Origin of the sequence: Burkholderia vietnamiensis LMG 10929 (assembly GCF_000959445.1) — a bacterium.
In the GTDB taxonomy this organism is placed as follows: Bacteria; Pseudomonadota; Gammaproteobacteria; order Burkholderiales; family Burkholderiaceae; genus Burkholderia; species Burkholderia vietnamiensis.
Map to the genome: position 1 here is coordinate 2,036,710 of NZ_CP009630.1, position 25,761 is coordinate 2,062,470.

29 protein-coding genes are annotated in these 25,761 nt (G+C 68.3%); 16 read left to right on the forward strand and 13 right to left on the reverse strand.

Features of this window, described 5'->3' with window-relative positions:
• Positions 1 to 115 precede the first annotated feature (115 nt).
• Positions 116 to 3,181 carry an ATP-binding protein gene (locus AK36_RS08955; protein ID WP_034193695.1) on the reverse strand — a complete coding sequence of 1,022 codons (3,066 nt, stop codon included), beginning with the start codon at positions 3,179 to 3,181 and terminating at the stop codon, positions 116 to 118.
• A 638-nt stretch (positions 3,182 to 3,819) separates the two neighbouring features.
• On the opposite strand from AK36_RS08955, the gene AK36_RS08960 reads away from it, so the two are divergent.
• Genes AK36_RS08960 through atsR form a run of 3 tightly spaced genes read left to right on the forward strand, consistent with a single transcriptional unit; the run spans position 3,820 to position 7,068 of the window.
• Complete coding sequence (locus AK36_RS08960) at positions 3,820 to 4,695, forward strand: response regulator (protein WP_014724356.1); 876 nt, start codon at positions 3,820 to 3,822, stop codon at positions 4,693 to 4,695.
• A gap of 48 nt (positions 4,696 to 4,743) precedes the next feature.
• On the forward strand, positions 4,744 to 5,244 hold the full coding sequence (locus AK36_RS08965) for a putative pterin-binding protein (protein ID WP_045578308.1): 501 nt from the start codon (positions 4,744 to 4,746) through the stop codon (positions 5,242 to 5,244).
• 9 nt (positions 5,245 to 5,253) lie between these two features.
• The gene (gene atsR / locus AK36_RS08970; RefSeq protein ID WP_045578309.1) at positions 5,254 to 7,068 is read left to right on the forward strand and encodes a hybrid sensor histidine kinase/response regulator AtsR; all 1,815 of its coding nucleotides are present in this window, start codon (positions 5,254 to 5,256) and stop codon (positions 7,066 to 7,068) included.
• Positions 7,069 to 7,085: 17 nt separating this feature from the next.
• Here the strand turns inward: atsR and AK36_RS08975 are convergent, their stop codons facing one another.
• Together AK36_RS08975 and AK36_RS08980 are read right to left on the reverse strand one after the other, a co-directional pair.
• Complete coding sequence (locus AK36_RS08975) at positions 7,086 to 7,505, reverse strand: secondary thiamine-phosphate synthase enzyme YjbQ (protein ID WP_014724354.1); 420 nt, start codon at positions 7,503 to 7,505, stop codon at positions 7,086 to 7,088.
• Between the two features lie 10 nt (positions 7,506 to 7,515).
• The gene (locus tag AK36_RS08980) at positions 7,516 to 7,842 is read right to left on the reverse strand and encodes a thioredoxin family protein (RefSeq protein ID WP_011881262.1); all 327 of its coding nucleotides are present in this window, start codon (positions 7,840 to 7,842) and stop codon (positions 7,516 to 7,518) included.
• A gap of 253 nt (positions 7,843 to 8,095) precedes the next feature.
• On the opposite strand from AK36_RS08980, the gene AK36_RS08985 reads away from it, so the two are divergent.
• A complete protein-coding gene (locus AK36_RS08985; RefSeq protein WP_011881261.1) occupies positions 8,096 to 8,428 on the forward strand; it encodes a DUF2322 family protein in 333 nt (110 codons plus the stop codon).
• Between the two features lie 115 nt (positions 8,429 to 8,543).
• Here the strand turns inward: AK36_RS08985 and AK36_RS08990 are convergent, their stop codons facing one another.
• Complete coding sequence (locus AK36_RS08990; protein WP_045578476.1) at positions 8,544 to 9,113, reverse strand: hypothetical protein; 570 nt, start codon at positions 9,111 to 9,113, stop codon at positions 8,544 to 8,546.
• A 187-nt stretch (positions 9,114 to 9,300) separates the two neighbouring features.
• Positions 9,301 to 9,759 carry an Lrp/AsnC family transcriptional regulator gene (locus tag AK36_RS08995; RefSeq protein ID WP_009691375.1) on the reverse strand — a complete coding sequence of 153 codons (459 nt, stop codon included), beginning with the start codon at positions 9,757 to 9,759 and terminating at the stop codon, positions 9,301 to 9,303.
• Positions 9,760 to 9,885: 126 nt separating this feature from the next.
• On the opposite strand from AK36_RS08995, the gene AK36_RS09000 reads away from it, so the two are divergent.
• Positions 9,886 to 10,623 carry an AzlC family ABC transporter permease gene (locus tag AK36_RS09000; RefSeq protein WP_045578310.1) on the forward strand — a complete coding sequence of 246 codons (738 nt, stop codon included), beginning with the start codon at positions 9,886 to 9,888 and terminating at the stop codon, positions 10,621 to 10,623.
• Positions 10,613 to 10,915, forward strand: coding sequence for an AzlD family protein (locus tag AK36_RS09005; protein ID WP_011881257.1), 303 nt, complete (start codon positions 10,613 to 10,615; stop codon positions 10,913 to 10,915). The genes AK36_RS09000 and AK36_RS09005 overlap by 11 nt, the downstream gene beginning before the upstream one ends.
• A gap of 159 nt (positions 10,916 to 11,074) precedes the next feature.
• Here AK36_RS09005 and AK36_RS09010 read toward each other — a convergent pair whose 3' ends face one another.
• Positions 11,075 to 11,896 (reverse strand): SDR family NAD(P)-dependent oxidoreductase, encoded by an 822-nt coding sequence (locus AK36_RS09010; RefSeq protein WP_045578311.1) that lies wholly within the window; start codon positions 11,894 to 11,896, stop codon positions 11,075 to 11,077.
• Positions 11,897 to 11,965: 69 nt separating this feature from the next.
• Complete coding sequence (locus tag AK36_RS09015; RefSeq protein WP_011881255.1) at positions 11,966 to 12,433, reverse strand: cupin domain-containing protein; 468 nt, start codon at positions 12,431 to 12,433, stop codon at positions 11,966 to 11,968.
• Positions 12,434 to 12,730: 297 nt separating this feature from the next.
• Here AK36_RS09015 and AK36_RS09020 point away from each other — a divergent pair, with 297 nt between their 5' ends.
• From AK36_RS09020 to AK36_RS09030, 3 genes are all read left to right on the forward strand, one after another.
• On the forward strand, positions 12,731 to 13,207 hold the full coding sequence (locus AK36_RS09020) for a GNAT family N-acetyltransferase (RefSeq protein ID WP_045578312.1): 477 nt from the start codon (positions 12,731 to 12,733) through the stop codon (positions 13,205 to 13,207).
• 171 nt (positions 13,208 to 13,378) lie between these two features.
• Positions 13,379 to 14,392 (forward strand): hypothetical protein, encoded by a 1,014-nt coding sequence (locus AK36_RS09025; protein ID WP_045578313.1) that lies wholly within the window; start codon positions 13,379 to 13,381, stop codon positions 14,390 to 14,392.
• A gap of 232 nt (positions 14,393 to 14,624) precedes the next feature.
• Positions 14,625 to 15,434 carry a TlpA family protein disulfide reductase gene (locus tag AK36_RS09030; RefSeq protein ID WP_034193703.1) on the forward strand — a complete coding sequence of 270 codons (810 nt, stop codon included), beginning with the start codon at positions 14,625 to 14,627 and terminating at the stop codon, positions 15,432 to 15,434.
• Positions 15,435 to 15,452: 18 nt separating this feature from the next.
• Here the strand turns inward: AK36_RS09030 and AK36_RS09035 are convergent, their stop codons facing one another.
• The gene (locus AK36_RS09035) at positions 15,453 to 15,857 is read right to left on the reverse strand and encodes a hypothetical protein (protein WP_034193777.1); all 405 of its coding nucleotides are present in this window, start codon (positions 15,855 to 15,857) and stop codon (positions 15,453 to 15,455) included.
• Between the two features lie 294 nt (positions 15,858 to 16,151).
• On the opposite strand from AK36_RS09035, the gene AK36_RS09040 reads away from it, so the two are divergent.
• A complete protein-coding gene (locus tag AK36_RS09040; RefSeq protein ID WP_011881249.1) occupies positions 16,152 to 17,027 on the forward strand; it encodes a mechanosensitive ion channel family protein in 876 nt (291 codons plus the stop codon).
• Between the two features lie 179 nt (positions 17,028 to 17,206).
• Here AK36_RS09040 and AK36_RS09045 read toward each other — a convergent pair whose 3' ends face one another.
• Positions 17,207 to 18,244: a histone deacetylase family protein gene (locus AK36_RS09045; protein ID WP_045578314.1), complete on the reverse strand. Its 1,038-nt coding sequence runs from the start codon at positions 18,242 to 18,244 to the stop codon at positions 17,207 to 17,209.
• A 124-nt stretch (positions 18,245 to 18,368) separates the two neighbouring features.
• Between AK36_RS09045 and AK36_RS09050 the strand changes: the two genes are divergently transcribed.
• The 4 genes from AK36_RS09050 to dbpA all read left to right on the forward strand — a co-directional run bounded on the left by AK36_RS09050 (position 18,369) and on the right by dbpA (position 21,088).
• On the forward strand, positions 18,369 to 18,857 hold the full coding sequence (locus tag AK36_RS09050; protein ID WP_011881247.1) for an Lrp/AsnC family transcriptional regulator: 489 nt from the start codon (positions 18,369 to 18,371) through the stop codon (positions 18,855 to 18,857).
• 60 nt (positions 18,858 to 18,917) lie between these two features.
• Positions 18,918 to 19,238, forward strand: coding sequence for a hypothetical protein (locus AK36_RS09055; protein WP_045578315.1), 321 nt, complete (start codon positions 18,918 to 18,920; stop codon positions 19,236 to 19,238).
• A gap of 258 nt (positions 19,239 to 19,496) precedes the next feature.
• Positions 19,497 to 19,694 carry a hypothetical protein gene (locus AK36_RS09060; protein WP_011881245.1) on the forward strand — a complete coding sequence of 66 codons (198 nt, stop codon included), beginning with the start codon at positions 19,497 to 19,499 and terminating at the stop codon, positions 19,692 to 19,694.
• A complete protein-coding gene (gene dbpA, locus AK36_RS09065) occupies positions 19,691 to 21,088 on the forward strand; it encodes an ATP-dependent RNA helicase DbpA (protein ID WP_014724345.1) in 1,398 nt (465 codons plus the stop codon). Before AK36_RS09060 ends, dbpA begins: the two co-directional genes overlap by 4 nt.
• Before the next feature lie 39 nt (positions 21,089 to 21,127).
• On the opposite strand, the gene AK36_RS09070 is transcribed toward dbpA, so the two are convergent.
• Entirely contained in the window at positions 21,128 to 21,952 is an 825-nt protein-coding gene (locus AK36_RS09070; protein ID WP_034193706.1) for a phosphate/phosphite/phosphonate ABC transporter substrate-binding protein, read from the reverse strand.
• A gap of 151 nt (positions 21,953 to 22,103) precedes the next feature.
• Positions 22,104 to 22,244 carry a hypothetical protein gene (locus AK36_RS33705; protein ID WP_155121953.1) on the reverse strand — a complete coding sequence of 47 codons (141 nt, stop codon included), beginning with the start codon at positions 22,242 to 22,244 and terminating at the stop codon, positions 22,104 to 22,106.
• 13 nt (positions 22,245 to 22,257) lie between these two features.
• Here AK36_RS33705 and AK36_RS09075 point away from each other — a divergent pair, with 13 nt between their 5' ends.
• Complete coding sequence (locus AK36_RS09075) at positions 22,258 to 23,283, forward strand: fatty acid desaturase (RefSeq protein WP_011881242.1); 1,026 nt, start codon at positions 22,258 to 22,260, stop codon at positions 23,281 to 23,283.
• Here AK36_RS09075 and AK36_RS32785 read toward each other — a convergent pair.
• Complete coding sequence (locus tag AK36_RS32785; protein ID WP_124259667.1) at positions 23,273 to 23,494, reverse strand: hypothetical protein; 222 nt, start codon at positions 23,492 to 23,494, stop codon at positions 23,273 to 23,275. The two genes, AK36_RS09075 and AK36_RS32785, sit on opposite strands and share 11 nt — an antisense overlap.
• 47 nt (positions 23,495 to 23,541) lie before the next feature.
• Between AK36_RS32785 and AK36_RS09080 the strand changes: the two genes are divergently transcribed.
• A complete protein-coding gene (locus tag AK36_RS09080; RefSeq protein WP_034193707.1) occupies positions 23,542 to 24,744 on the forward strand; it encodes a benzoate/H(+) symporter BenE family transporter in 1,203 nt (400 codons plus the stop codon).
• 32 nt (positions 24,745 to 24,776) lie between these two features.
• Here AK36_RS09080 and AK36_RS09085 read toward each other — a convergent pair whose 3' ends face one another.
• Positions 24,777 to 25,664, reverse strand: a complete 888-nt coding sequence (locus AK36_RS09085; RefSeq protein ID WP_045578316.1) for an NmrA family NAD(P)-binding protein — start codon at positions 25,662 to 25,664, stop codon at positions 24,777 to 24,779.
• Positions 25,665 to 25,761: the final 97 nt, after the last annotated feature.

The following is a 25,761-nucleotide window of genomic DNA, read 5'->3' on the forward strand; positions in this document are numbered from 1 at the left end:
TAGCGCACGGCCGTACCCTTCCTTCAGTCGAAATCACACCGCACCCGCACGACGCGGCGTGTCTGCCTTCGATGATCGACGCCGACGGTCTGTGCCGCCGTGACGCGTCGGTTTCTTATCTTCCCGACATATCCGCGGTTGCCCGCGCCTTACCAACCACACAACGCTCGTTCATTGCGCCCACCAGCACACCGATCCCGCGCCGGCGTGCGATCCGCGTCAGACTGCGGCGCAGATCGGCGAGCATCACCGGCTTCGTCAATACGCAGTCCACCTTCACCGCGGCATAAAGCCTGGCGTCGTCGGGGCCCAGATGGGACGCGACGACGATCACGTCGCACGGCAGCGCGCGCGCATGGACGGCTTCCACCAGCTCCCGAGCGAGCATGTCGGGAAGCTCCGCGGCGATCAGCAGCACGTCCCAGTCGCCGCGCGCGAGCATGTCGAGCGCGGCCGCGCCGGACGACACGCAGTCGAACGGACTGCCGAGCACAGCCAGCTGCTCGAGGAAAATCGAGCCGTTGATCGCGGCATCGTCGGCGACCAGCACGCGCGGCAACGACTCCGCTGGCGCCGTCGCAGCCGCGTGCGGATCGGCAATCGGCGCATGCGGCGACTCGCCGCCGGCCCTCAGCGTGCGCTCAAGCGCCATGCGCAGCCCGTTCACCGAGTAGCTCGATACGCGAATCGTGCGGCCAGCGACATCCGGTTGCAGCGGGCCATCGGGCGTTGCCAGCACGATCGGCGTGTCGTGCCCGGCCCGGTCCAGTTCGTCGCGCCGCCATCGGTCGGCATCGCCGACGAGCACCAGCGCACGAGCGCGCGCGACGAGCTCGGCCGCGATCCCGACCGGGCTCGCGTGTACCGCGACATCGAAACCCCATGCGCGCAGATGCGCGGACGCGAACTTGCGCCAGGCCTCGTCCTGCGACACGACGAGTACCACGTGGCCGCGGCTCGCGTCGAGCGGGCGTGTCGGCGCGATGTCGGCCTGCAGCGGCAGATGAACGCTGAAGACGCTGCCCACCTGCGGCGTGCTGTCGACCGACAACGTGCCGCCCATCGCCGTCACCAGCCGATCGCACAGCGCCAGCCCGAGCCCCGTGCCGCCGTAGCGGCGCGTGATCGATGCGTCGACCTGCGAGAACGGCTTGAACAAACGCGCGCGTTGCGTGGGCTCGATGCCGATGCCGGTGTCCTCGACGCTCAGTTCGACCTCGGGCACGCCGCGCGCATCGGGCCACACTGCGACGCGCGCGGCGATATGGCCTTCGCTCGTGAACTTGATCGCGTTGCTCAGCAGGTTGCCGAGGACTTGTGCGAGCCGCGTCGGGTCGCCGCGCATGCGCTGCTCGACGCTCGCGTCGATCTCGACGAACAGCGGCAGCCCTTTCGCCTTCGCGATCGGCGCGAACGCGGCGAGCTGCTGCTCGATCACCGCGATCAATTCGAACTCGATCGACTCGACCGACATCGCGCCGGCCTCGATCTTCGAAAAATCGAGGATGTCGCTGACGATCGCGAGCAGCCCCTCGGCCGACGCGCGCAGCGTGCGCACGCGGCTCTGCTGCGACGCGTCGAGCGCGGTGCGCTCGAGCAGCTCCAGGTTGCCGAGGATCACGTTCAGCGGCGTGCGGATCTCGTGGCTCGTCGCCGCGAGGAACGACGACTTCGCCGCGTTCGCGGAATCCGCCGCGCGCACCGCTTCCTCCAGTTGCTGCACGAGCCGGCGCTGGGCGGTCGTGTCGGTGAATACGGCGATCAGCACGTCCTCGCCCTGATAGCGCGCCGCGTGCGCGATGATTTCCAGATGCAGCGGCGCATCGCCGTGAGCGTCGACCGCGAGCTCCGTCACCAGCGTGCGGCCGCGCCCCCCGTCGGCGACGAACGCGTCGTATCGCTCGAGCACGCGGGCCGACAGCGCGTGGTGATCGCCGCCATGCGGCAGCAGCATCTGCACGAGCGCGTCGCTCGCGAGCATCACGCGCCGGTCGGACAACGACACGAGGCCGATACCGACCGGCGCCATCGCGATCACGCTGCGGCACAGCGCTTCGCTGTCGAATACGCGCGCGGAGCGCGCGTAAACCGGCGCGAGCACGCGCCGGTGAAAGCGTACGAGCAGCAGCCACATCACGGCGATCGTCACGAGCGTCGCCGCGGCGAGCACCGCGGCCTGCACGCCGACGCCCAGGACGACGTCGCCCCACGACAGCACGTACGCGACGGTCCAGCCGGTCGTCGCGAGCCGGCTGCGAAATACGATCGAGCCGCTGCGAAACAGCGGCTCGCCGAGCGACTCGTCGCCGCGGGCGACGTCGAGCGCGAGCAGGCGCGCGTTCAGCGCGCCGGTGTGCTCGACGGCCGGGTCGATCGCGATGAGCCGGTTGTCCGCCGACGCCACGAAGAACCGGCCGGCCAGGCCGCGATCCGGCAGCCACGACAGCAGGTACTCCGGTGCGTATTCGGTGACGAGCACCGCGAACGCGCCGCCGCCCGCGCGGGCCTGGGCGGCGATGCGGATGCGCGAGCGGCCCGTCACGGGGTCGACATAAGGCGGCAGCCAGCGCACGCTCGGCCGGCCATCGCTCTGCGCGGGCATCGGCCCGTCGAAATCGACGTGCAGCGCCGCGAGCAATTGCGCGCGCGTGCGCGCGGTCGCGAGCGCCGGGTGGTCGCGCGCCGGGCGCGGCACGATGCCGAATACACCGGTACGCGTACTGTAGTGATAGCCCTCGACCGTGCATGCGCGATTGTCCGCACTCGTCGCGCACAGATGCGGCAGCATGAACGACAGCGCCAGATAGCGCGCGACCTCGTCACGCTGCGCGGTCTGGCCGGGCACGCCGACCACGAGCGATTGATACGGTGTGACCGCGAGTTCCTGGCCGTGTGTGAAAAAAGTGTCGACGACATCGGCAGGCGCCGGCGCCGTCTCGCTCCAGATCAGCTGCGCATTCATCACGTCGTTGACGAATGCGGTTTCGGCGACCTGCAGCTCCTCGGCGGTCTCGTCGACGCCGTTCAGGAAATTGCGCCGCTCGGCGTCCAGATAGCCGTACACGATCGACGAGATGCCGAGCCCGCAGGCGATCAGGATCAGGATCGTGACGACGATGCCGCCGCCGAACATCGAAATGCTCTGATAGCGGCGAATGAACTGGAGCGTGCTGTTTTGCATGGCGCGACGTGACGACGCCCGGGCGGCGGACTCGCGGCGCAACGGCGGCCGCGCCCGGCATGTCGACGGATAGATTCGGATGACGAATGCCGATCATGCCAAATGACGACGCGGAAATCCGTCGCGGATTATCCTTTTAGTACACGTACGACTCGTTCGAACGTTCGTTTTGAACTTGAACGATATTTCGTCGTCAAGTCGCCGGTGGGGCGGATCGGACGGGACCGATCGCGTGGTCGAATCGCGCGCGCACGCGCGTCGCTGCGCGTCACCGTGAACGTCGGCGAAGAATGCGTACTGCGAAGCGCACGCCGGCGCACGCGGCATGCGGTGCGCGCGCAGCGGGTGTGCGCGCGGCGGGGCGAATACAATTCACCCACGCCGACACGCAGTCCCAGCTTTTCTCAGGCTCTCTCAGGCTCTCTTCGGATTGTTTTGTCACCTGCGCAACGCCGGCTTCGCCGTGTCGATTGGTCGACATTCGGACTCCAAACCTGACGCAACAAACAATAGTGACGCGGTGGGCAATAATAATCGAGATAAATGACATGTCAAGGCGTATCTCGAATTAAAAGTTTGCATATCACGTCACTTTTGAATATGCTCTCGGTCGCTCAACCGCAGGAGACCCCTTCGAGATGTCCAATAGCGAGCAGGTCAACGTCGATCTCATCACCGCAACCAAGGTGCGCGATCTGCTGACGCGCAACGGTGTTCCGCCGCGCAGCCACAACACGACGATCGCCAACGTGCTGGGCCTCAGCTTCTCGGTCGTCACGCGCAAGATGAAAGGGCTGATCCCGTGGAACCTGTCGCAGCTGCAGGACATCGCGACGCACTTCGGCGTGCCGCCCGCGATCCTGCTCGACGACAAGGGCACGCAGCCGGCCGCCGCCGAGATGGTCGATGCGACGCTCGTGATCGCGTCGCGCCGCTTTCGCTGCCGCGCCGCGATCTCTGCGAAGGCGAGCAGCCAGATCGACACCGATTTCGTCGCGCTGCAATGGCAGGGCGAATGGATCGTCACCGAACGCGAGCACGCGCGCGAAGGCCGCACCTATCCGGTCGACGTCATCGAGCTGCGCTCGAGCCAGCCGACCGTCTATGCGGCGCGCATCGCCGTGGTCGACGATTCGGTGGACGTGGCCGAGACGGTGTGCGAGTACTTCCTCGAAAAGGGCGTCAACGCGATTCCGTACCACGACGGCGCATCGTTTCGCAAAGCGCTGGAAGTCGAGGATTTCGACGCGTACATCCTCGACTGGATGCTCGGCGACCAGACCGCCGCCGAGCTCGTGCGCGGCATTCGCTCGAGCGAGAACGGCGACGCGCCGATCTTCCTGCTGACCGGCAAGATCTCCACCGGCGAAGCGAGCGAGGACGAGATCGCGCACATCGTGTCGCACTACAACGCGCGCTGCGAGGAGAAGCCGGTGCGCCTGCCGATCCTGTTCGCCGAAGTGGCGCGCGAACTGAAGATCACGCTGCCGGCCGCCGCCGCGCCCGCGAACTGACATCCGGCGCAAGCCGGCCCTCACGCGAACCCGCCCCAAGGAACAGCCATGCGAATCTCGACTCTCTGGATGAAGACCCTGCTCACGGCCGGCCTGCTCGGCATGTCCGTCGCGTGCTGGGCCGCGTCGTTTACGTTCACCGTCGACGGCGACATCGGCCGCAGCAACCAGCCCGGCAAGACCACCTACGTGTTCTCCGAGCAGGCGCTGATGGCGCTGCCGCAGTACACGATCGTCACGTCGACGAGCTGGACGCCGAAGGCGTCGTTCACCGGCCCGCGCCTGTCCGACGTGCTGAAGACGGTCGATGCGCACGGCACGCAGATCGAGTTCCGCTGCATCGACGAATACACGTTCACGATTCCCGTGTCGGACGCCGACAAGTACGGCGTGATCCTCGCGCGCACGATGAACGGCAAGGTGCTCGGCAACGACAACTACGGCCCGTTGTGGATCATGTACCCGCGCGACGACTATCCGGACGAGCTCAAGACGCCGCTCGGCGAAGCGAAGTTCGCATGGCAGATCATCGGCCTGACCGTGAAGTAAGCGCACGACATGATGCGCGGGCAATGGAAGAACCGTAAGCTCATCCTGGTCCTCGGATCGCTGTGGCTGCTGGGCTTCGCGGCGTGGGCGTTCCTGTTGTGGGACCTGCTCGCGACGTCGGTCAACGAGGGCGTGCTCGAAGGCCCGCGTGAAGGCGTGTTCTGGACGGCCGCGCAATACCGCAACGCGTATACGCGCTTCGAGCGTCAGCTGATTCTCTACGCGACGCACGAGGACGACGACTTCGATCGCGTGCAGATGCAGCTCGACAGCCTGTCGGTATCGTTCGGCTTCCTGCAGCGGCCGTCCGAAGTGTCCGAATACTGGCTGCGCATTCCGCGCGCGCGCGACGAGATCGCCGAGCTCGGCGCCTTCATGGCGCGCCTCAAGCACGACGTGCCGCTGCTGCGCACGGCGCCGCACGACGACGCACGCCGCATGATCGACGACGTCAACACGTACTGGCCGAAGGTCAATGGCCTCGCGAACTACTTCCGCGCGATCGAGATGGCGCAGCGCGACTTCACGTTCCATCAGCTCAAGGAACGGCAGCGCGCGATTCTCGCGCTCGGCATCATCCTCGGCGTGATCCTGTGCGCGCTGTTCCTGCTGCTGTTCTACACGATGCGCACGCGCGACAACCTGCTCGCGCGGCAGCGCGCGGCGCTCGATGCCGAACGCAAGGCGTCCGAGCGTGCGTTCGAGATGATCGAGGCGAAGAACGCGTTCCTCGGGATGGTCAGCCACGAACTGCGCACGCCGCTGCAGGCGATCTGCGGGTCGATCGAGATCCTGCTCGCGCGGCCGCAGTCCGACGCCAACCTGAAGACGATCCGGCGGCTGCAGAACTCCGCGTCGTCGCTCGAGGCGCTCGTCAAGGACCTGACCGACTACATCAAGCTGCGCTCGACCAAGCGCCTCGCCGAAGCCGAAACCGTCGGCATCGCGTCGTTGCTCGCCGAGGTGCTCGATCCGTTGCGCGCGAAGATCGCGGCGAAGCAGATCGCCGTCACGCAGCGCGTCGAACCGCACGATCTGGCGATCCGCTCGGATCGGAAGCTGTTGCGGCAGGTGCTGTCGAACCTGATCGAGAACTCGGTGAAGTACACCGTCGGCGGATCGGTCGACGTGTCGGTCACGCTGGTCGACGCGCCGGCCGGGCGGCAATTGAAGCTGGTGGTGCGCGACACCGGCGCGGGCATCGCGCGGCAGCATCTGCCGAAGATCTTCGAGCCGTTCTACCGCGCGAACGACGCGGTCGGCCTGCACGTCGACGGCATCGGGATGGGGCTCGCCGTCGTGCGCGAAATCGTGACGACGCTGCGCGGCCATGTGGACGTGCGCAGCGTCGTCGGCGAAGGCAGCGAGTTCGTCGTGACGCTGCCGGCCGAGACGCCCGACGCCGGCGACGCGGCCGGCGACATGCCCGCGTGGCCCGCCGCCGCCGCGCATCGCAACCGCCGCGCGCTGGTGGTCGACGACAACGACAATGCGCGCGAAACACTCGGCGCGATGCTGTCGGCGCTCGGCATCGACGCCGATCTGTGCGGCACCGGCCACGAAGGCGTCGCGCGCTTCGGCGACGCGCATTACGACCTGGTCGTGCTCGACCTCGAGTTGCCGGACCTGAGCGGCTTCGAAGTCGCGCAGCGCATCCGCGCGGTCGCCCAGCCGGACGACGACGGCAGGCTCGTGTCGATCGTCGGCGTCAGCGCGTACGAGGCGGCGGCGCTGCGCGAGAACCCACAGGCATTCGATGCGTTTCTGCCGAAGCCCGTGCATCTGCACGAACTCGGCGCGCTCGTCGACACGCTATCCGGCTGACGGCAGTACGCCCGCGCCTACTCGCCGATCAGATGCAGCACGATATCGCGCCGGTGCGCCGCACGGCGATGCTCGAACAGGTAGATGCCCTGCCACGTGCCGAGCACCATGCGGCCATGTTCGACCGGGATCGACAGCTGCACCTGCGTGAGTGCGGTACGCAGATGCGCGGGCATGTCGTCGGATCCTTCGGTGTCGTGCTCGTAACGCGTGTCGTCCTCGGGCGCGAGCGTCGCGAAGTAGCGTTCGAGATCGCGCTGCACCGACGGATCGGCATTCTCCTGGATCAGCAGCGATGCCGACGTGTGGCGGCAGAACACGGTGAGCAGGCCGGTGCGGATCGCTTGCTGGTCGACGAACGCACGCACCTGCGGCGTGAATTCGACGAGGCCGCGGCCGCGCGCTTCGACGGCGATGTGCGTGATGGTCTGTTGCATGTCGACGGCCTCAGGCGAGTGCGGCGAAGCCGTCGGCTTCGATCTGCGTGGCGTCGGCCGGACGCACGACACGCGCGACTTCGACGCCGTCGCGCAGGAACACCAGCGTCGGCCACAGCTTCACGCCGAACGAACGGCCGAGCGGGCGGCCGGGGCCGTCCTCGATCTTGAGATGCCGCACGGCAGGATGCGCAGCGAACGACGCGGCGATCGCGGGCTGCGCGGCCGCGCAGATGCCGCACCAGTTCGCGCCGAATTCGATGACGGTGGCACCGGTCAGTGCGTCGACTTCCGCGCGCGTCGGCGCGTTGGCGGTGTAGCGTTGCTCGGTTTCCATCGAGGCCCTCGTGTGCATTGGCGGAACGGGGCCGCCGCGTGCCGGCGTGCGCGGCACGAGCGGCCGGTGATTTCTTACTGTAGCGGAAAAGCGCGCGGGATGCCGGCGGCGGGCGGGCCGGCGCGCCGGTCGATCCGGATGAGGCGGGACGGGCGATCCGCTGCCGCTACCGCTGACGCGCCCCGTTCTGCGGGATAGCGATCGGATAAGATACGGCCCGATTGGCCCATGACCGAACCGACGGAGTGTTTCAGTGATTCAACCGACCGCAGTATTCAAGGACAACCTCGCGCAACTGCCGGCCATCGACGGCATCGCACGCATCGACCTCGTCGGCGCGAACGGCGAGGTAGTCGCCAGCATCGAGAACCAGCCGGGCAAGCAAGGCTCGCTCGCCGTGTACAACTATCTGCAGCAGGCGTTCGGCACGCTCGACGCGAAAGCGGCCGAACACGGCCTCGCAGTGTTCGGCGAGCATACGGCCGATGCACGCAACCGCCCGGGCGCCCACCCGAACGTCGATCGTCTGCTGGCGATCGTCGCGGGCGGCGAAGCGCTGCGCATCGACGTGATCGCGCAGCACTGAGCGCGCAACGACGTAACGGCGGGTGCGCGAAGCCGGCTTCGGGCACCCGCCGTTACGCAGCCGCACGCCGCCACGCGCGGCGGCATGCGGCAACGGGCGAACCCGCGCGCGATCCTCAGCGATTCGCGCCGAGCGCCACGCGCAGCCGCTCCATCAGCGCCGTGTAGTGACGCAGCACGTCGGCCTTGTCGGTCACGTTCGCGGTCGCGAAGCGCTCGACCCATGCCGGTTTCCATTCGTACGCGCCGTGCACGCTGCGGTCGCCATCGGGCGCGTGGATCAGCGAACGAATCCGCGCGTCGCGGCCGGGCCCCGTGTGCATTTCGAACAGCGCGTGGATGAACGTGTGATACGCGTCGTAGACGTCGTCGTCGAACAGATAGCGATAGATGTGGAACGTGCGGTCCAGTTCGCGCTTCGCGCGGATCACGTCGTCCGGCGAGATGTCCTTCCAGTAGCCGATCCACGTGTAGAAGCACAGCAGCGCATTGAGCTGCGGCGCGACCGTGTCGTACAGCGCGAGCCGTTTCTCGATCAGCCGCTGGTTGGTCCACTGCACGAGCTCGAGCCGCTTCAGCCGGCGCGCGACGAGCCAGCCGAGGCACGCGACCGACAGCGGCGTCAGCACGCCGAGCACGAGCTTGACGATTTCCAGCGAATTCCACGGATCGTTGAGTGGCTGCATGACGGGCTCGACCAGAAGAACGCACCGCGCGGCGATCGTCGCGCGATGACGGTTAGTTGCCGGTGCAGCCGACGCGCGCATCGGCCGCGACGCGGCGAAACGAAACGAAACTGCATCGACAGTGTAGCGGGCGATCGTCACCGGCCGATGACGAAACGGCGATGCGGCGCGGCGCGTCCGCCGTGCGCTACGTCGGCAGCGCCGACGTGAGCTTCACCTTCTGCATCGGGATGTCGGTCTTCACGCTGAGGACGCCGGGGATGCGCGTCAGGTACTCCATCTGGAAGCGCCGGTAATCGTCGATGTCCGCCGCCACGACGCGCAGCAGAAAATCGCAATCGCCGGCCATCAGATGACATTCGACGACCTCCGGCATCTGCTGGACGGCGTCGGCGAAGCGATTCACGGACTCCGCGTCCTGCCCCTTGAGCCACACGCGCGTGAAGATCGTCAGCCCCTTGCCGACCTTCGCCGGGTTCAGCACCGCCACGTACTTCTCGATCACGCCGGCTTCCTCGAGCAAGCGCACGCGCCGCAGGCACGGCGACGGCGACAGCCCGACCTCGTGCGCGAGTTCCACGTTCTGCATGCGGCCGTCGCGCTGCAGAGCGCTGAGGATCCGTCGATCGATCGCATCGAGCTTCATTGGCATCCGATTCCAAAAAAATATCAAAACACGCGTTAAGTGCCAAATTCTCGGAAATATCTAGCTACAACGCAACCCGATTCGAGTCAAAAAAGCAGACAATCCCACTCCCCCGAAGGAGGAGTAATGAGCAGTAGCATTTCCACGTCGTCCGGGCTTCGCGACAAGCCCGCCTATGTCGCCGAGATGGGTCGCGGGCTGCGCGCGGCGCTGCCCGTCATGCTGGGTTTCGTGCCGTTCGCGCTGCTGCTCGGCGCGCAGGCGGCGCAAAAAGGGCTGAGCCCGTTCGAGGTGCCGATGATGACGGGCCTGAACTTCGGCGGCGGCTCCGAATTCGCGGCGATCCATCTGTGGACTTCGCCGCCGCACATCGCGCTGATCGTCGCGATGTCGTTCCTCGTCAATTCGCGCCACATCCTGATGGGTGCGGCGTTGGCACCGTACATCCGGCGTCTGCCGCGGCGCCGCGCGTTCGCCGCGCTGTTCTTCATGTGCGACGAGAGCTGGGCGATGTCGCTCGCCGATGCGCGCGCCCGATCGGCCTCGCACATCAGCGTGCCGTACTACGCGGGCATCTGCGCGGGGCTGTACCTGACGTGGATCTCGATGACGACGTTCGGCGCGGCGGTCGGCCCGACGATCGGCAACGTCGAGCAGTACGGCTTCGACATGGCGTTCACTGCCGTGTTTCTGGTGCTGCTGCGCGGCATGTGGAAGGGCGTGCGTGCGAGCCGCCCGTGGTTAGTGAGCCTCGTCGTCGCGGCCGCCACGCACATCGCGGTGCCGGGCGCGTGGTACGTCGCGGCCGGCGCGTGCGCGGGGCTGCTCGCCGCGCTGCTGTGGGAGCAGCACGATGCTGCCTGACGTCGCGACGGTCGCGACCATCGTGCTGATGGCGTCGACGACCTATCTGTCGCGCGTACTCGGCTATGTGCTGCTGCGCAACCGCACGCTGAGCCCGCGCATGGCGTCGGTGATGGAGAACGTACCCGGTTGCGTGCTGATTTCGGTGATCGCACCGGCGTTCGTGTCGACGCGGCCTGCCGATCTGGTCGCGCTCGCCGTCACGCTGGCCGCGGCGACGCGCCTGTCGATCCTGCCGACCGTCATCGCCGGGGTCGTGTCGGCGGGAGTGCTGCGGCAGTTGCTGGGGTAACGCGGTAACGCGGTGCGGGCTGCGGGCTCTGGTCGCTGCTACTCGGCTGCCCCGTTGCTTGTCGAAGCAAACCGAATGGTTGCGATCAGTACGCGCTCAAGGCGACGTCGCCGCGGCCACCGACACCGGTATCAAACGGCCTCGCCGCTCTCGCCCCCATCACGTCAGATTCAATCCCCCGTCGAGCATCACGATCTCGCCCGTCATGTAATCGGACGCGACGAGCATCGCGACGGTCTGCGCGATGTCATCCGGCGACGCGGCGCGACGCATCGGCGCGTGCTCGCGCCAGAGCCGCTGCGCATCGGTCCAGTCGGCCGTGAGCGGTGTGTCGACGAGCCCGGGCGCCACCGCGTTGACGCGGATCGCCGGCGCGAGCGTGCGCGCGAGCAATCGCGTCGTGTGATTGAGCGCGGCCTTCGCGGCCGCATACGGAATCGACGCGCCCTTCGGCCGTACCCCGGCATGCGAGCTGACGTTGACGACGCAACCGGCGCGCCCGCGCGACGCTGCGTCGAGCAGCGCGGGCTGGGCGAGCGCCACGAGCCGGAACGGCGCGATCACGTTGATCTCGTGCATCTCGCGCCACACGTCGGGCGTCGCGGCCGCGAGATCGTCATGTGCGATCACGCGGCTCACGCCGGCGTTGTTCACCAGCACGTCGAGCCGGCCGTGCACCGCGAGCGCATCGCGTATCAGCCGCACGCGCTCGGCATCGTCGGCGAGATCGGCCTGCACGTACGTGCCGCCGAGCTCCCGCGCCATCGCGCGCCCGGCGTCGACCGAACTGCGCGAATGCAGGATCACCGCATGGCCATCCGCCGCGAGGCGGCGCGCGATCGCCGCACCGATGCCCGACGTCGATCCGGTGACGAGCGCGACCGGCCGATGCACGCGCAGCGCGCGCGGCTCGACCGCGGTTTCGGTTTCGGGTTCGGTTTCGGAAAGCCGGTCGTTCAACGGCGGAAGCGGCGCGTCCATGGGATGCGATCCTGTCAGTGGCGTTCCCGCATCATAAGCGCGACGGCGGCCGCTGCGGGCACGCGCGGCTTATGGCTGGCCGGGCAGGTCGACGAAATCCTCGAGCGCGCCCGCGACGTGAAGCCGCTTGCCGATTCTCGGATACTCGCACACGTCGTGTTCCAGGCGCTGCCCCATGATCAGCAGTTCGAGCGGCGCGGCGCCGGTGTTCTGCAACGTGTGCGCTTCGCCGCCGCGCGCAAAGCCGAGAAAATCGCCCGGCCCGATTTCGTACGCACGCTCGCCGATCGTGGCCGTGCCCGTGCCCGACAGCACGTACACGCATTCTTCCTCGTACAGATGACGGTGATATTCGGCCGATTCGCGACCGGGCGTCAGCGTCAGCAGGTGCGCGCCGATCTGCGTGAGGCCGGTCGGGTCGCCGAGCTGGCGTTTCAGGCGGACCGCATTGGGGTTCAGCGGATGCACTTCGCGCGCCGGTTCCATCTTCGCGATATCGGCGGCTTTCAGCAGTGCCCTGGCAGGCGTCGGGGACATGGCAACCTCGTCGGCAGCAATGCAGCGGTTGAACGGGCTCGCCGAAGCGGCACGGCAAGCATGCGACGGTATTGTCGGACATTTTCGCGCACGCGCGTAGCGATACGCGGCCGACGCGCACGTGGCGGCGCTTCGCGCTTCACGTTCGATGCAACGCGGCATAATCGATCGTGTCCCGCGACGTTATACGCACCATTGGCCTGCACGAGTTGCCGCCCGAGTTTCCACCGTCACGGCCGTCTCCCTTTCCGGCCGCGCCCGCAACGCTTCGCTTCCTCCACGATGAGGTGCACGACAATGAACAGTTCAGACGCCGGCCTGACCGTACGCCCGGTCCGGGAAGACGATTACGACAACTGGCTGCCGCTGTGGGACGGCTACAACCGCTTCTACGGCCGCGCTGGCGACACCGCACTGCCGCTCGAGATCACGCAGCTCACGTGGTCGCGCTTCTTCGATGGCTACGAACCCGTGCATGCACGGGTTGCCGAACGTGGCGGCCAACTCGTCGGTCTCGTGCACTTTCTGTATCACCGCAGCACGACGCTGAAAGGCCCGACCTGCTACCTGCAGGATCTGTTCACGCTCGAAAGCGAACGCGGCCGCGGCGTCGGCCGGGCGCTGATCGGCGCCGTGTACGACGCGGCGCGCGCCCATCGCGCCGAACGCGTGTACTGGCAGACGCACGAGACGAATCACACGGCGATGCGGCTCTACGACACCGTCGCCGAGAAGACCGGCTTCGTGGTGTACCGGAAAGTCCTGCCGCGCTGAATGCGCATTGCGCGCTGCCGGTGCGGGACGATGCGGCACGGTACGCGAAACCAACGGCACGTCCGCGCCAGTTTCCGTTTCCCGCGCTGACGTTCTACAGTTACGGGACTGACCTGCACCGTTGCCCATCGCCCGCGTGGCGCGATACGCACCCCATTCCGAGGGACATCCATGCCGAGCATCATCGCCGGTTCCGCCGCCCTGCCGCCGAGCACCGTCGCCGCCGAAACGCGCATGGTGCACGACGTCGCCACGTTGCGGCCGTCCGACTACCGGTCGGCCGACGGCACGGCGTGGGTCATCGCGACCATCACGCCGGCCGCCGACAGCGGCGCGCCGGTGACCGGCCCCACCTACTTCGACACCGCGACCCGCCAAACCGTCGCGGTACCCGATGCGCGCAGGCGCTATGCGAACCGCGGCACCTGGCAGGTCGTCGCGACGTCGAGCCCCGCGGTGCCGGCCACCGGCCGCTACGACTGGCTCACGCTCGCGTGGCTGCCGATCAACCGGCGGCCGCTGCCGCAAACGCCCGAGCATCTGTATTCCCCGTTCATCCACGGCGGCACGATCGTCTATCGATGGAATCCGGCCGCGCAAGGCGGCGAGCAGTTCGGCAACGTGCGGATGATCTTTCCGGCGTGGCAGCAGCCGGTGGCGGACGTGCTGCGCAGCGCACCCGACGACGCCGCGCAGTTGGCAGCGAGCGCCGCTGCACCGGCGCTCGAGCGCGTGGTGCACGACGACAATCCGATGCTCGCCGTCGTCGACTTCGGTACCGCGCTGCAAGAAGAACCGGCCGAGCGGATCGCCGCGCGTCTGCCGGCATTGTTGCGGGCGCACGACCTGCACGAAGTGTCGGCGCTCGTGTTCCTGTGCATCGCCGAAGCGCGCGAAGCCGAGCGGCCGCGCCTCGTCGAAGCGATCAACGGGGCGATTTTCTCGATCGACGACGGCCCACGTCTGCTCGCGATCGCCTACGGCGCGTTCGCGGCCGGTCGCGCGAAGCAGCGTCCGTTCAGCGATGCCGCGCAGACCGCGCGCATCGGCGACGTGTTCGCCGCGTTGAAGCAGCGCACCACGGCACTCGGCGTGCCCGTCGGTCACGGCACGCCATGGGATGAGTTCTTCACGGCGTACCGGCTCGGCGGCACGTCGGCCGGCGTTGGCCGCGACATCCGGTAGTCAGGGCTGCGGCGCGAGCGCCGCGCGTATCGTCGGGCACGCCGCCGCACAGCGGCGAACGCGACGTCGTCCTGAACGATCGCATCCGCCATTCGAGCGGCCGCCGCAACGCGGCGCAGGCCGCTCGATCACGACGGGAACCGCAAGCGCCGCGCCGGGTCGAAACGCCGCATCACGCGTCGACCGCGTCGCGTTCACCGGTCGATCCCTCGTTCCCCGAAACTTTGCCTGCATGTTGAGCCTTGGTCCCTTCTCGATCCGCGTCGTCGCGGTAGCCGCCGCGGCATTGCTGGCGTGGCTCGTTGCCCGCCTGATTCAGCGCCGCCCGCCTGACGGCCAGCACAAGAGCGCGTCGAGCCTGATCCTCGACGTGCTGCTGCTGGGGCTCGTCGCCGCCCGTATCGGCTATGTCGCGCAATGGTGGCGCGAATACGCGGCCACGCCGCGTTCGATCGTCGCGCTCGGCGACGGCGGCTTCGACTGGCGGATCGGCCTCGCGGCCGCGCTGCTGTTCGCCGTGTGGCGGCTGCGCCGCCTGCCGGCGCTGCGCCGGCCCGTCGCCGCCGGCATCGTCGCCGGGCTGGCCGCATGGGGCATTGCGCTGGGCACACTCGCGACGCTGCAGCGCAATGCGCCGCCGTTCGCCGCAATGCAGTTGCAGGCGCTCGATGGAACGCCCGTATTGCCGCAACGCTTTGCCGGCAAGCCGCTCGTCGTGAATCTGTGGGCGACGTGGTGCGCGCCCTGCCGGCGCGAAATGCCGATTCTCGAACAGGTGCAGCGCGATCGGCCGGACATCACGGTGCTGATGCTCAATCAGGGAGAAAGCGCGTCGGCGGTACGCGCGTTCCTCGCGCAGCAGGGGCTGCGCTTCGACACCGTGCTGCTCGATCCGACGCTGCGCGCGATGCATGCGTACGGATCGCGCGGCCTGCCCACGACACTGTTCTTCAACGCGAAGGGCGAACTCGTCGAATCGCACATGGGTGAAATCACGACCGCACGGCTGAAGGACGCCGCGGCGCAGCACTTCGGCCAGTGATGCGCGCGGCGGCGACCGTCACGGCCGCGACATCACCATCACGCGCCCCGACACGCGCTGAAGCTTGAGCCAGCCGGTGTCGGCGGTAAAGCGGAGCTGCTGCAACGGGAAGTCGAACGACGCCTTTTGCGCCGCGCTGACCACCGCATCGGCGATCCACCGAATCAGTTCCTTGCCTTCGTCGGTGGTCTGGTGGCCGTTCTGCACGCCGTAGAAATAGCGATTGCCCGCGTTGACTTCGTTCTGCAGCTGCATCCAGTGGCCGGCCAGGCCGGCCAGCGTTCTGAACAGATCGGCGACGCGTTGCGTCGTCAGGCCGCGCGCCCACAACGCACCGTTCGTCGCCGGGCGCGCCAGGTTGTGTCGGTCTGCTTCCTGGGCCTGCTCCTTGATGTCGCCTCGCAGTGAGTCGGGTTTCGTCATCGCATTTTCCTCGTGAAGGCCCGTCGCGGGCCGGTTGATTGAAAAGCCGCTGAAACGCGCGCGCGCGCTGCCCGCACGATACCGCCAATCCGGAAAATGTTCGCCTGTCAGGTGTATCAGGCCGCGCACGCGCGCGCACGATCGGCGCGACACTGCATGCGTCCCGCCCGGTTGCGTTCGCGCCGCGCACGGGAAGGTTGTACAGTCGAGGGCTGCCGACGTGCGAGCGCAGCGCCGTCCGACGACGAGCCGTGCATCACGTCGCGCCTTTTGTCATCGAACCGGAATCCCGTCATGTTTCTCGATCATCTTCATCCGGAACGCTGGACGTTCCTGTGGAACGCGTTGTCGACGCTTTCGATCAGGCTTTGCGCCGGCCTCGCGTTGCTCGTCGTCGGCTGGTGGCTGTCGAAGCGCATCGGCAACTGGCTGAACCGTCTGCTCGCGAACAAGGAGCGCGTGGACGTCACGCTGCGCCCGATCCTCTGCGACGTCGCCGTGTGGGGCATCCGCATCGTCGCGATCGTCGGCGCGCTGTCGCAGCTCGGCATCGAAACCGCGAGCATCGTCGCGGTGCTCGGCGCGGCCGGCCTCGCGATCGGCCTCGCGCTGCAAGGCACGATGCAGAACATCGCGGCCGGCATCATGCTGTTGCTGCTGCGGCCGTTCAAGGTCGGCGACTACATCGACGGCGGCACCGGCGTCGCGGGCACCGTGGACGAGGTCGGCCTGTTCATGACACGGCTGACCAAACCCGACGGCATCTGCGAATACGTGCCGAACAGCGCGCTGTGGGGCAGCTCGATCCGCAACTACACGCGCAATCCGACGCGCCGTCTCGATCTCGAAGTGGAGGTGTCGGTGCACGACGACATCGATCGTGCACTCGGCGCGCTGCGCGCGCTGGCCGAAGCCGACCCCGACGTGCTGAGCGATCCTGCGCCCGACGTGATGGTGATGCGCTTCGACGACAGCACCGCGATCGCGAACGTGCGCGTGTGGACCCACACCGACAAGTTCTGGGCGACCCGCTGGCGTCTCGCGCGCCAGGTGCGCAAGACGCTCGACGATGCGGACTGCGCACTGCCGATCCGCACCCGCGAGCTGCATATCGTGCACGACGCCGAGCAGCAACGACGCGCCGATCCGCATCGCGCGCAGGTGTCGTGAGGCGGCGCGGTGCATGACCGCGCGTATCGCGCGAGGGCACGCCGCGCGATACGCTCCGGCATGCGCGGCGTCGCGTACGTCACGTAGTCCGTACCTCGATCGGTTGCCCGCATGGCCGCGCGGCTGATCGCCGAGGCGGCGGTGTAGCGGTTCAGCGGGTCAGCAACGCAGCGCAACCTCTACGCCCGTCCCTCGAAACCAAGCAACACGTTCACCGCATTCACGCCGATTTCGTCGACCATATACCCGCCTTCCATTACGAACAGCGTCGGCACGCGCAGCCGCGCGAGCGCCTCGCCGATGCGCAGGTAGTCGGGCGAGCGCAGCTTGAAGTGGCTGATCGGGTCGTGCTCGAACGTGTCGACGCCGAGCGATACGACCAGCAGATCGGGCGCATGCGCGGCGACCGCTGCCGCCGCGTGCTCGAGCGCGCGCGCATACGCGTCCCACTGCGTGCCCTTCGGCAACGGCAGATTCAGGTTGAAGCCGTCGCCCGCGCCGCTGCCGCGCTCGTGCGCGTAGCCGGAGAAGTACGGATAGCACACGGCCGGCTCGCCGTGGATCGACGCGAACAGCACGTCCGCGCGATCGTAGAAGATGTCCTGCGTGCCGTTGCCGTGGTGGAAATCGACGTCGACTATCGCAACGCGCGCAGCGCCGCTCGCGATGCCGCGCTGCGCGGCGATCGCCGCGTTGTTCAGATAGCAGTAACCGCCCATGTATTCGCGACCCGCATGATGACCGGGCGGCCGGCACAGCGCGAACGCCGCACGCGCGCCGCCGTTCGACAGCAGGTCCGCCGCGGTGAGCGCGGAATTCGCGCCCGCGCGCACGGCGTCCCACGTGCCGGCATTGATCGGCGCACCGGCGTCCATCGCGAAGAAGCCGAGCTTGCCGTCGATGAAATCGGGCAGCGCCGCCGCCGACGGCATCGCGCGCACCGGCCACACCAGCGGCAGCGCCTGGCAGCTGCGGCCGCTCGCGGCCCACTCGTCCCACGCACCGGCAAGAAACTCGACGTAACGCGCGCTGTGCGCGCCGGCGTAGCAGGCGGGGTCGAACGCGCGCGGCACGAGCACGTCGCCGAGGCCCGCCGCGCGCACCTGCGCGAGCACCGTCTCGGCGCGCAGCGGGTTTTCGAACGAATCGGTGATCGCGCCGTCTTTCAGTTCGACGCCGCGATGCAGATGGTGATCGCTGCTGTAGATCGTGAGCATGGTTGGCCGTTCCAGTGAAACGCGTGACTGAGGCGACAGTCTATCGACGCCCGATGGCGATTGTTTTGCTTTCGACTTCGCCGTTTCCTACAATTTCGAAAAAACCGCCTACGGAGATCACTCAATGAGCAAAAATCGCGCTCCGCTCGAACTGGACGGCGTCGACCGCGCGATGCTGCGCATGCTGCAGGACGACGGCGCGCTATCGAATGCGACGCTCGGCGAGCGCCTGTCGTTGAGCGTCACGCCGTGCTGGCGGCGGCGCAAGCGGCTCGAGGACGAACGGGTGATCACCGGCTATCAGGCCAATCTCGACCGCCGCGCGCTCGGAATGAACGTGTTCGCGTTCGTGCACGTCACGTTCAACATGCATTCGGACCAGGACGCCGATCATTTCGAGGACGTGATGCGCGGTCACGACGAAGTGACGTCGTGCCACAAGATCACCGGCGCGGCCGACTACATTCTTCAGGTGGTCGCGTCCGATCTCGACGCGTATGCCACGTTCGTCGAACGCGTGCTGAGGAAGCAGGCCGGCGTGTCGTCGATTCAGTCGAGCCTCGCGCTGCGCGAGGTGAAGTTCTCGTCGCGCGTGCCGGTGCCCGATGCGTAAGCGTCCGTTCCCGCCCGCGCCGGCATCCGCGTCGATCGTCATCCCATGGAGCACCCCGTCATGAAACCCGTCATGCCTTCCGTCTCGCTCGGCGCCGCATTCGCGCTTGCGCTCGCATTGACCGCCTGCACCACCGAACCGCCGTCGCCGCTTCCACCGGACGTCGCCGGACGGTCCGCGCCGAGCACGCAGACCGCCCAGGTCACGCCGCCCGCGCTCGGCGGCGATCGCGACGCGCACGGCTGCATCGGCTCGGCCGGCTACGCGTGGTGCGCGCACACGCAGCAATGCGAGCGTCCGTGGGAGCTCGCGCACGCGCACGGCTTCGCGAACAGCGCGCAGGCGTACGAGCAGTTCTGCGGGAACGGCGTCGCGAATTGACCTGAGGCAGGCGCGCCGTTGCGCGCTGCCGCCGTATCGGCCCGCTCGCCGCGCGCCCGCCCGAATGCCCGACTGCCGGTGCGCCGCATCCGCTAGAATTGCGGGCACGCGCGACGCCGTCGCCGCCCGCTCCACCCATCCGCATCGCCGCGGTCCCCGCGACCGCCGGTGCGGCCCGCGCCCGAGCCGCGCGAGCGCCGCACGCCGTTGCCGCGCCCGCCGGGCGCGCCACCAACCGAATTCAGCTGGAGAAAAACCGTGTTTACCTGCCGAAACCAGAGCTGCGGCACGCAGTGGGAGACGTCCGACGTCGTGATCAAGGACGAAGGCCAGGGGCTGCTGTTCCGCTGCCCGCTATGCGGCGCACGCAACTATCTCGAGCGCTTCGAAGCCGAAGACGGCACGGTCGTCTACGAGCAGATGGCCGGCCGCCCCTACCTCGGAGATGTCGAATGACGCAGCCCGCCGCCACGCCGTTCAGCGCGCTGCCGCTGACGCCCGCGACGCTCGCGAACCTCACTCAGCTCGGCTACGTCGACATGACGCCGATCCAGGCCGCGAGCCTGCCGATCGCGCTGGCCGGGCACGACCTGATCGCGCAGGCGAAGACGGGCAGCGGCAAGACCGCCGCATTCTCGCTCGCGCTGCTGTCGCGCCTCGACGCGCGTCGCTTCGACGTGCAGGCGATGATCCTGTGCCCGACGCGCGAGCTCGCCGACCAGGTCGCGCAGGAAGTGCGCCGCCTCGCGCGCGCCGAGGAGAACGTCAAGGTGCTGACGCTGTGCGGCGGCACGCCGATGCGTCCGCAGGCGCAGAGCCTCGAGCACGGCGCGCACGTCGTCGTCGGCACGCCGGGCCGCATCATGGACCACCTCGAGCGCGGCAACCTGAAGCTCGACGCGCTGAACACGCTCGTGCTCGACGAAGCCGATCGGATGCTCGACATGGGCTTCTTCGACGACATCGTGAAAGTCGCACGGATGTGCCCGGCGACGCGTCAGACGCTGCTGTTTTCCGCGACCTATCCGGACGGCATCGCGAAGCTGAGCCAGCAATTCCTGCGCAACCCGAAGGAAGTGAAGCTCGCGGAGCGCCACGACGACAGCAAGATCCGCCAGCGCTTCTACGAAGTGACGGACACCGAGCGTCTGCATGCGGTCGGCCAGTTGCTGAACCACTACCGGCCGGTCAGCACGATCGCGTTCTGCAACACCAAGCAGCAATGCCGCGACCTGCTCGACGTGCTGCACGCGCAGGGCTTCCATGCGCTCGCGCTGCACGGCGAGCTCGAACAGCGCGAACGCGATCAGGTGCTGATCCAGTTCGCGAACCGCAGCTGCTCGGTGCTCGTCGCGACCGACGTCGCCGCGCGCGGGCTCGACATCGCGCAGCTCGAGGCGGTGATCAACGTCGACGTGACGCCCGACCCCGAAGTGCACGTGCACCGGATCGGCCGCACCGGCCGGGCCGACCAGGAAGGCTGGGCGCTGAGCCTGGCGAGCATGGACGAGATGGGCCGGGTCGGCGCGATCGAGCAGGCGCAGAAGCGCGACGTCGAATGGCATTCGCTCGCGGAACTGAAGCCCGCCGACGAAGGCACGCTGCTGCCGCCGATGGAAACGCTGCAGATCCTCGGCGGACGCAAGGACAAGATCCGCCCGGGCGACGTGCTCGGCGCGCTGACCGGCGATGCCGGCTTCGACGGCAAGCAGATCGGCAAGATCAACGTGACGGAGTTCTCGACCTACGTCGCGATCGAGCGCGGCGTCGCGCGCGACGCGCTGCGCAAGCTCAACGCCGGGAAGATCAAGGGCAAGCGCGTCAAGGTGCGCCTGATGGACGACGAATGACCGCAAGCGGTGCGGCGCTTCGAGCGCCGCGCCGCCGCGTCATGCCAGCACCGGATAGCCGCGCGCCGACGCGCGCTGCGCGAACTGCGCAATCGTGTCGTATGCGTGCGGCGCCACACTCTCGAACCCCTTCAGCCTCAGCACGCGCGCGCGGTCGCGATCGACCGTGACCGCATGCGCGAGCGCATCCCGTAGCGGCTTCACCAGCCCGCCGTCGAGCGCCTTCGACGCAATCAGCGGCAACCCCGGCGCCGGCGCCGTCATGCCGACGATCCGGATCTCGTCCAGCAACGCCGGCAGCGCATCGCCCACGTACGCGAACGTCACGCAGTCGATCGCCGCGCAATCGGCTTGGCCGGCCGCGAGCGCGCGCAGCACGTTCAGGTGCGAGCCGAACGACGCGACCGAAGCGAAGAAACGTCCGTCATGCGCGTGCGGCGCGACTGCATCGCGCAACGCATTCATCCCGCTGTGCGAATCGTCGCCGTTGATGGCCGCGCGTAGGCCGCGACACGCGGCCAGCGTCGTCGCGCCGCGCGCCTGCGCGCGCGCCGACACGACCAGCACGCTGCTGTAGCGTGCGCCGTGGCAGCCGGGCGCATCGAACGCGGGCGTCGCGATCAGATGCACGGTTTCGTTCAGCCCGAGCATCCGGTACGGATAGCCGCACGTCTGGGACAGCAGCAGGTCGTTGCGGCGCCACAGCGCATTCAGATCGTCGAACGGCTCGCCGGGCAGCGCGACGTCGACCGGCCCGCCGGCGCGCGCGAACGCATCGAGCGCGTCACGCAGCAACGCGCGCCACAGCGCGCCGTGGCGCGGCGTCACGTTGTACATCGGCAGTGCGGCGATCCATTGGTTCATGCGCGCATTCTACGCAGCGGCGCTGCACCGCGGGAAGCACGCTCGATCGAACTTCCGCAGGCACCGAAACACGAGCGCGCGAACGATGCTTATGCGCCGCGCGGCGATAAGCAAATGCGAAACGCTTGGTTGGCGCGCCGACGCCGCGCCGTTAGCGTTCAAATGGCGCGGCGCCGTCGGATTCCGCCCTGGTGACGGCCGCCACCGGCGAAACACCTGCGGGCACATCGAGCGTGCGCTGCATCGACGCATTCGTCCGCTTGCCGCCTTTCGCGCCGACGGCGCACTTCATCCCGTTTCACACCATGGCCGAATACTTCGACGTCGACCACGCGCGCGCGATCGCCGCGCTCGACGCCCGCTTCACCGCCCGCACCGAGTGGCCGACCTGGCTGCTGATCGTCGCGATCTACGGCGGCTGGCTCGCCGTGCTGCTGCTCGTGCGCGCCGGCCATTTGTCGCTTGGGGCCGCGACGCCGCCGCTGATCCTGCTCGGCGCGTGGCACATGTCGCTGCAGCACGAACTGCTGCACGGGCATCCGACCCGCTGCGCGTTCGTGAACCGGCTGCTGGGCTATCCGCCGCTGACGATCTGGTATCCATACACGCTGTATCGCGACACGCACCTCGACCATCACCGCGACGAGGATCTCACCGTGCCCGGCGTCGACCCGGAATCGAACTACGTGTCGCGCGAGCAGTGGGCGCGGCTGCCGCGCTGGCGACGCGCGCTGACGGTGGCGCGCAACACCTTCGTCGGGCGCCTCGTGTTCGGGCCGCCGACGAGCGTTGCGGCGACGTTCGCCGACGCGCTGCGCAGGTTCCGGCGCGGCGACTTCCACTACCTGCCGATGTGGGCCGCGCACGCCGCGTGCGTGGCCGCACTGCTCGCGTGGCTGCAACGGGCGATCGGCATGCCGTGGTGGTACTACGTACTGGCCGTCGCGTGGCCCGCGCTGTCGGTCGCGATGATCCGGTCGCTGTTCGAGCATCGCGCCGCGCGGCAGCCGAAGGCGCGCATCGCGATCAACGAAGCCGGCTTCGCGATGCGCCTGCTGTATCTGAACAACAACTACCATCTCGTGCATCACGACCTGCCGAAGCTGCCGTGGTACGACCTGCCGCGTGCGTACCGGATGCGCCGCGACGCGTATGCGCAAAAATGCGGCGGCTTCGTGATCCGCGGCGGCTATCGCGAACTGCTCGCGCGCCATGCGTGGACGCCGACCGACGCGCCCGTGCATCCGTTCGAGCGCGGCACCGCATCGCTGTCCACAGGCTGCGGCGCGACGGTCGCCGTGGTCGACGGGTATCTCCGGATCAGTACCTGACGCACGTCATGCGCGCGAGCGCGTAGCGCGTCGGTCGCGTCGCGAAGCCGCCCGTTGCGGCGGCCGTTGCGCGCAACGGCGCGCCGTCCACGCCCCCTGCGCATTCCTTACGAAACGCCGACGCCAGTGCAATGCGGCGCTCCACCGCCGAATTGCCAATTGCGTCGGCAATGGCCAGAATGACGGCTCGTCCGGAGCCGCCCACGATCATTCGCTCCGCCTCCGCCCGCGGCCGCGCGCCGCCCTCTCCGAACGACGATGCAACCCAACTCCTCACCCGGCGCGGTCCGCTCGATCGGCAACGACTGGTCGGTGTCCGCGATCACCGCGGGCTTTCTGGCGGTGCTGATTTCCTATGCGGGTCCGCTCGCGATCCTGTTCCAGGCATCGCAGGCCGCGCACGTATCGAACGAGATGGTCGCGTCGTGGGTCTGGGCGATCTCGATCGGCGCGGGCGTGTCGGGCCTGTTCGCTAGCTGGAAACTGAAAGTGCCGGTGATTACCGCGTGGTCGGCGCCCGGCACCGCGCTGCTCGTCGGCCTGTTTCCGCAACTGTCGCTGAACCAGGCCGTCGGCGCCTACCTGACGGCCGCGGCGATCATGCTGGCGATCGGCGTGAGCGGCGGTTTCGACCGTCTGGTCCGCCATATTCCGCGCGGCATCGCGTGCGGGATGATGGCCGGCATCCTGCTGCCGTTCGGCATGCATGCGTTCTCGGCCGCGACCGCGCAGCCGGTGCTCGGCTTCGGGATGATCGGCGCGTACGTGATTTTCAGGCGCCTGCTGCCGCGCTACAGCATCGTGCTGGTGCTGCTGACGGGCGCCGCGCTCGCGACGCTGCTGGGGATCGCGCACATCGGCAACGTATCGCCGAGCATCACGCGGCCCGTGTTCATCGCGCCGGAATGGACGCTCGGCACCACGCTCAGCCTCGCGTTGCCGCTGGTCGTCGTCAGTCTCACCGGCCAGTTCCTGCCGGGGATGACGATCCTGCGCGTCTCGGGCTACCACACCAGCGCCCGGCCGATCATCGCCGCGACCGGCGTGATGTCGCTCGTCGTCGCCTGCTTCGGCGGGATCACGATCGTCGTCGCGGCGATCACCGCGGCGCTGTGCACCGGCAAGGATGCGCACGAGGATCCGGACCGCCGCTATGTCGCGGGCATCGCGAACGGGGTGATCTATCTGATCGGCGGGATCTTCGCCGGGACGATCGTCACGCTGTTCTTCGCGCTGCCGAAGGCGTTCGTCGCGATCCTCGCGGGGCTCGCGCTGATCGGTGCGATCGGCGCGAACGTGCACGGGATCTTCGAGGACGACGCGCACCGCGACGCGTCGGTGATCACGTTCCTCGCGACCGCATCGGGGATGACGTGGCTGGGGCTCGGGTCCGCGTTCTGGGGCATCGTGATCGGGTCGGCCGCGTATGCGGCGTCAAGCCGGGTGCGCCGCCACGCGTGACGCGACGCGCGCGCATCGGCGCAGACGTCGGCTCAGCGCGTGTGCTCGCGCAGCAGCGCCGCGATCGCCTGCTCCGGTGACGTTGCGCCGTAGACGCGCTCCGACACGCCGGCCTCGACGTCGATCTGCCCTGCGTTGTGCGCGTCGTAGAGATCGACGATCAGCTGTGCATGGCGCTCGCTGAGGCCGGCGCGCAACAGCGTCGCGGTCCATGCGTCGCGCGGCAGTTCCTGCGCGACGATCGCGCGGCCGGCGCGTTCGGCGAGCGCATTGGCGATGTCGCGCACGCTCGCGCGCCGCGGCCCCTCGATGCTGACGATGCGCAACGCCGTACGCGCCGCGGCCGGCTCGGCGAGCAGCCGCGCGGCCGCGATGCCCACGTCTTGCGCCCAGACCGTCGGAAACACCTTGTCGAGCGGATGATGAAAGCTCGGCAGCACGCCGGTGGCCAGCGCGACCGGCAGCACGCGCGCCCAGTTCTGCAGGTGTTCGGCCGAGCGCAGCAGCGTGAGTTGCGTCGGGATCGTCTTGAACGCCGCTTCGAGCCGATGAAAGAGCCGCGTGATGCCCGTGTTGCCGTCGCGCTCCGCGCCGTAGTCCGACAACGCGAGCAGCGCCGGCGGCCCAGCGGCGACGAGCGCGCCGGTCACGACGTCGATGATCCGCTCCATCGACGCGGCCGGGTCGCGCTCGGCGGCGGGCGCCGGACACAGCATCTGCACGGCCTGCGCGCCGTCGAGCGCCGCGGCGACGGCCCGTGCGTCGGTCAGATCGGCGATCGCCACCTCGCAGCCGAGTTGCACGAAGCGCTCGCACCGGCTTGCGTCGCGCAGGACGGCGCGAACCGGATGGCCTGCGCTGCGCAGGGCCGTGACGGCCGACAAACCGACATTGCCTGTTGCGCCGAAAATCACGAACACGATTCGCTCCTTGGGGGATGACGTTGCGGTGATTGTCGCGGTGCGCGACTCGGATGGCGCGCACGGATGGATGAAGCGAGCAGGAATGGATGACGCG

Coding starts and splice junctions, on each gene's coding strand:
- AK36_RS08955 (WP_034193695.1), bottom strand. CDS start 3,181: ATGCAAAACAGCACGCTCCAGTTCATTCGCCGCTATCAGAGCATTTCG.
- AK36_RS08960 (WP_014724356.1), top strand. CDS start 3,820: ATGTCCAATAGCGAGCAGGTCAACGTCGATCTCATCACCGCAACCAAG.
- AK36_RS08965 (WP_045578308.1), top strand. CDS start 4,744: ATGCGAATCTCGACTCTCTGGATGAAGACCCTGCTCACGGCCGGCCTG.
- atsR (WP_045578309.1), top strand. CDS start 5,254: ATGATGCGCGGGCAATGGAAGAACCGTAAGCTCATCCTGGTCCTCGGA.
- AK36_RS08975 (WP_014724354.1), bottom strand. CDS start 7,505: ATGCAACAGACCATCACGCACATCGCCGTCGAAGCGCGCGGCCGCGGC.
- AK36_RS08980 (WP_011881262.1), bottom strand. CDS start 7,842: ATGGAAACCGAGCAACGCTACACCGCCAACGCGCCGACGCGCGCGGAA.
- AK36_RS08990 (WP_045578476.1), bottom strand. CDS start 9,113: ATGCAGCCACTCAACGATCCGTGGAATTCGCTGGAAATCGTCAAGCTC.
- AK36_RS08995 (WP_009691375.1), bottom strand. CDS start 9,759: ATGAAGCTCGATGCGATCGATCGACGGATCCTCAGCGCTCTGCAGCGC.
- AK36_RS09000 (WP_045578310.1), top strand. CDS start 9,886: ATGAGCAGTAGCATTTCCACGTCGTCCGGGCTTCGCGACAAGCCCGCC.
- AK36_RS09005 (WP_011881257.1), top strand. CDS start 10,613: ATGCTGCCTGACGTCGCGACGGTCGCGACCATCGTGCTGATGGCGTCG.
- AK36_RS09010 (WP_045578311.1), bottom strand. CDS start 11,896: ATGGACGCGCCGCTTCCGCCGTTGAACGACCGGCTTTCCGAAACCGAA.
- AK36_RS09015 (WP_011881255.1), bottom strand. CDS start 12,433: ATGTCCCCGACGCCTGCCAGGGCACTGCTGAAAGCCGCCGATATCGCG.
- AK36_RS09020 (WP_045578312.1), top strand. CDS start 12,731: ATGAACAGTTCAGACGCCGGCCTGACCGTACGCCCGGTCCGGGAAGAC.
- AK36_RS09025 (WP_045578313.1), top strand. CDS start 13,379: ATGCCGAGCATCATCGCCGGTTCCGCCGCCCTGCCGCCGAGCACCGTC.
- AK36_RS09030 (WP_034193703.1), top strand. CDS start 14,625: ATGTTGAGCCTTGGTCCCTTCTCGATCCGCGTCGTCGCGGTAGCCGCC.
- AK36_RS09035 (WP_034193777.1), bottom strand. CDS start 15,857: ATGACGAAACCCGACTCACTGCGAGGCGACATCAAGGAGCAGGCCCAG.
- AK36_RS09040 (WP_011881249.1), top strand. CDS start 16,152: ATGTTTCTCGATCATCTTCATCCGGAACGCTGGACGTTCCTGTGGAAC.
- AK36_RS09045 (WP_045578314.1), bottom strand. CDS start 18,244: ATGCTCACGATCTACAGCAGCGATCACCATCTGCATCGCGGCGTCGAA.
- AK36_RS09050 (WP_011881247.1), top strand. CDS start 18,369: ATGAGCAAAAATCGCGCTCCGCTCGAACTGGACGGCGTCGACCGCGCG.
- AK36_RS09055 (WP_045578315.1), top strand. CDS start 18,918: ATGAAACCCGTCATGCCTTCCGTCTCGCTCGGCGCCGCATTCGCGCTT.
- dbpA (WP_014724345.1), top strand. CDS start 19,691: ATGACGCAGCCCGCCGCCACGCCGTTCAGCGCGCTGCCGCTGACGCCC.
- AK36_RS09070 (WP_034193706.1), bottom strand. CDS start 21,952: ATGAACCAATGGATCGCCGCACTGCCGATGTACAACGTGACGCCGCGC.
- AK36_RS33705 (WP_155121953.1), bottom strand. CDS start 22,244: ATGAAGTGCGCCGTCGGCGCGAAAGGCGGCAAGCGGACGAATGCGTCG.
- AK36_RS09075 (WP_011881242.1), top strand. CDS start 22,258: ATGGCCGAATACTTCGACGTCGACCACGCGCGCGCGATCGCCGCGCTC.
- AK36_RS32785 (WP_124259667.1), bottom strand. CDS start 23,494: ATGATCGTGGGCGGCTCCGGACGAGCCGTCATTCTGGCCATTGCCGAC.
- AK36_RS09080 (WP_034193707.1), top strand. CDS start 23,542: ATGCAACCCAACTCCTCACCCGGCGCGGTCCGCTCGATCGGCAACGAC.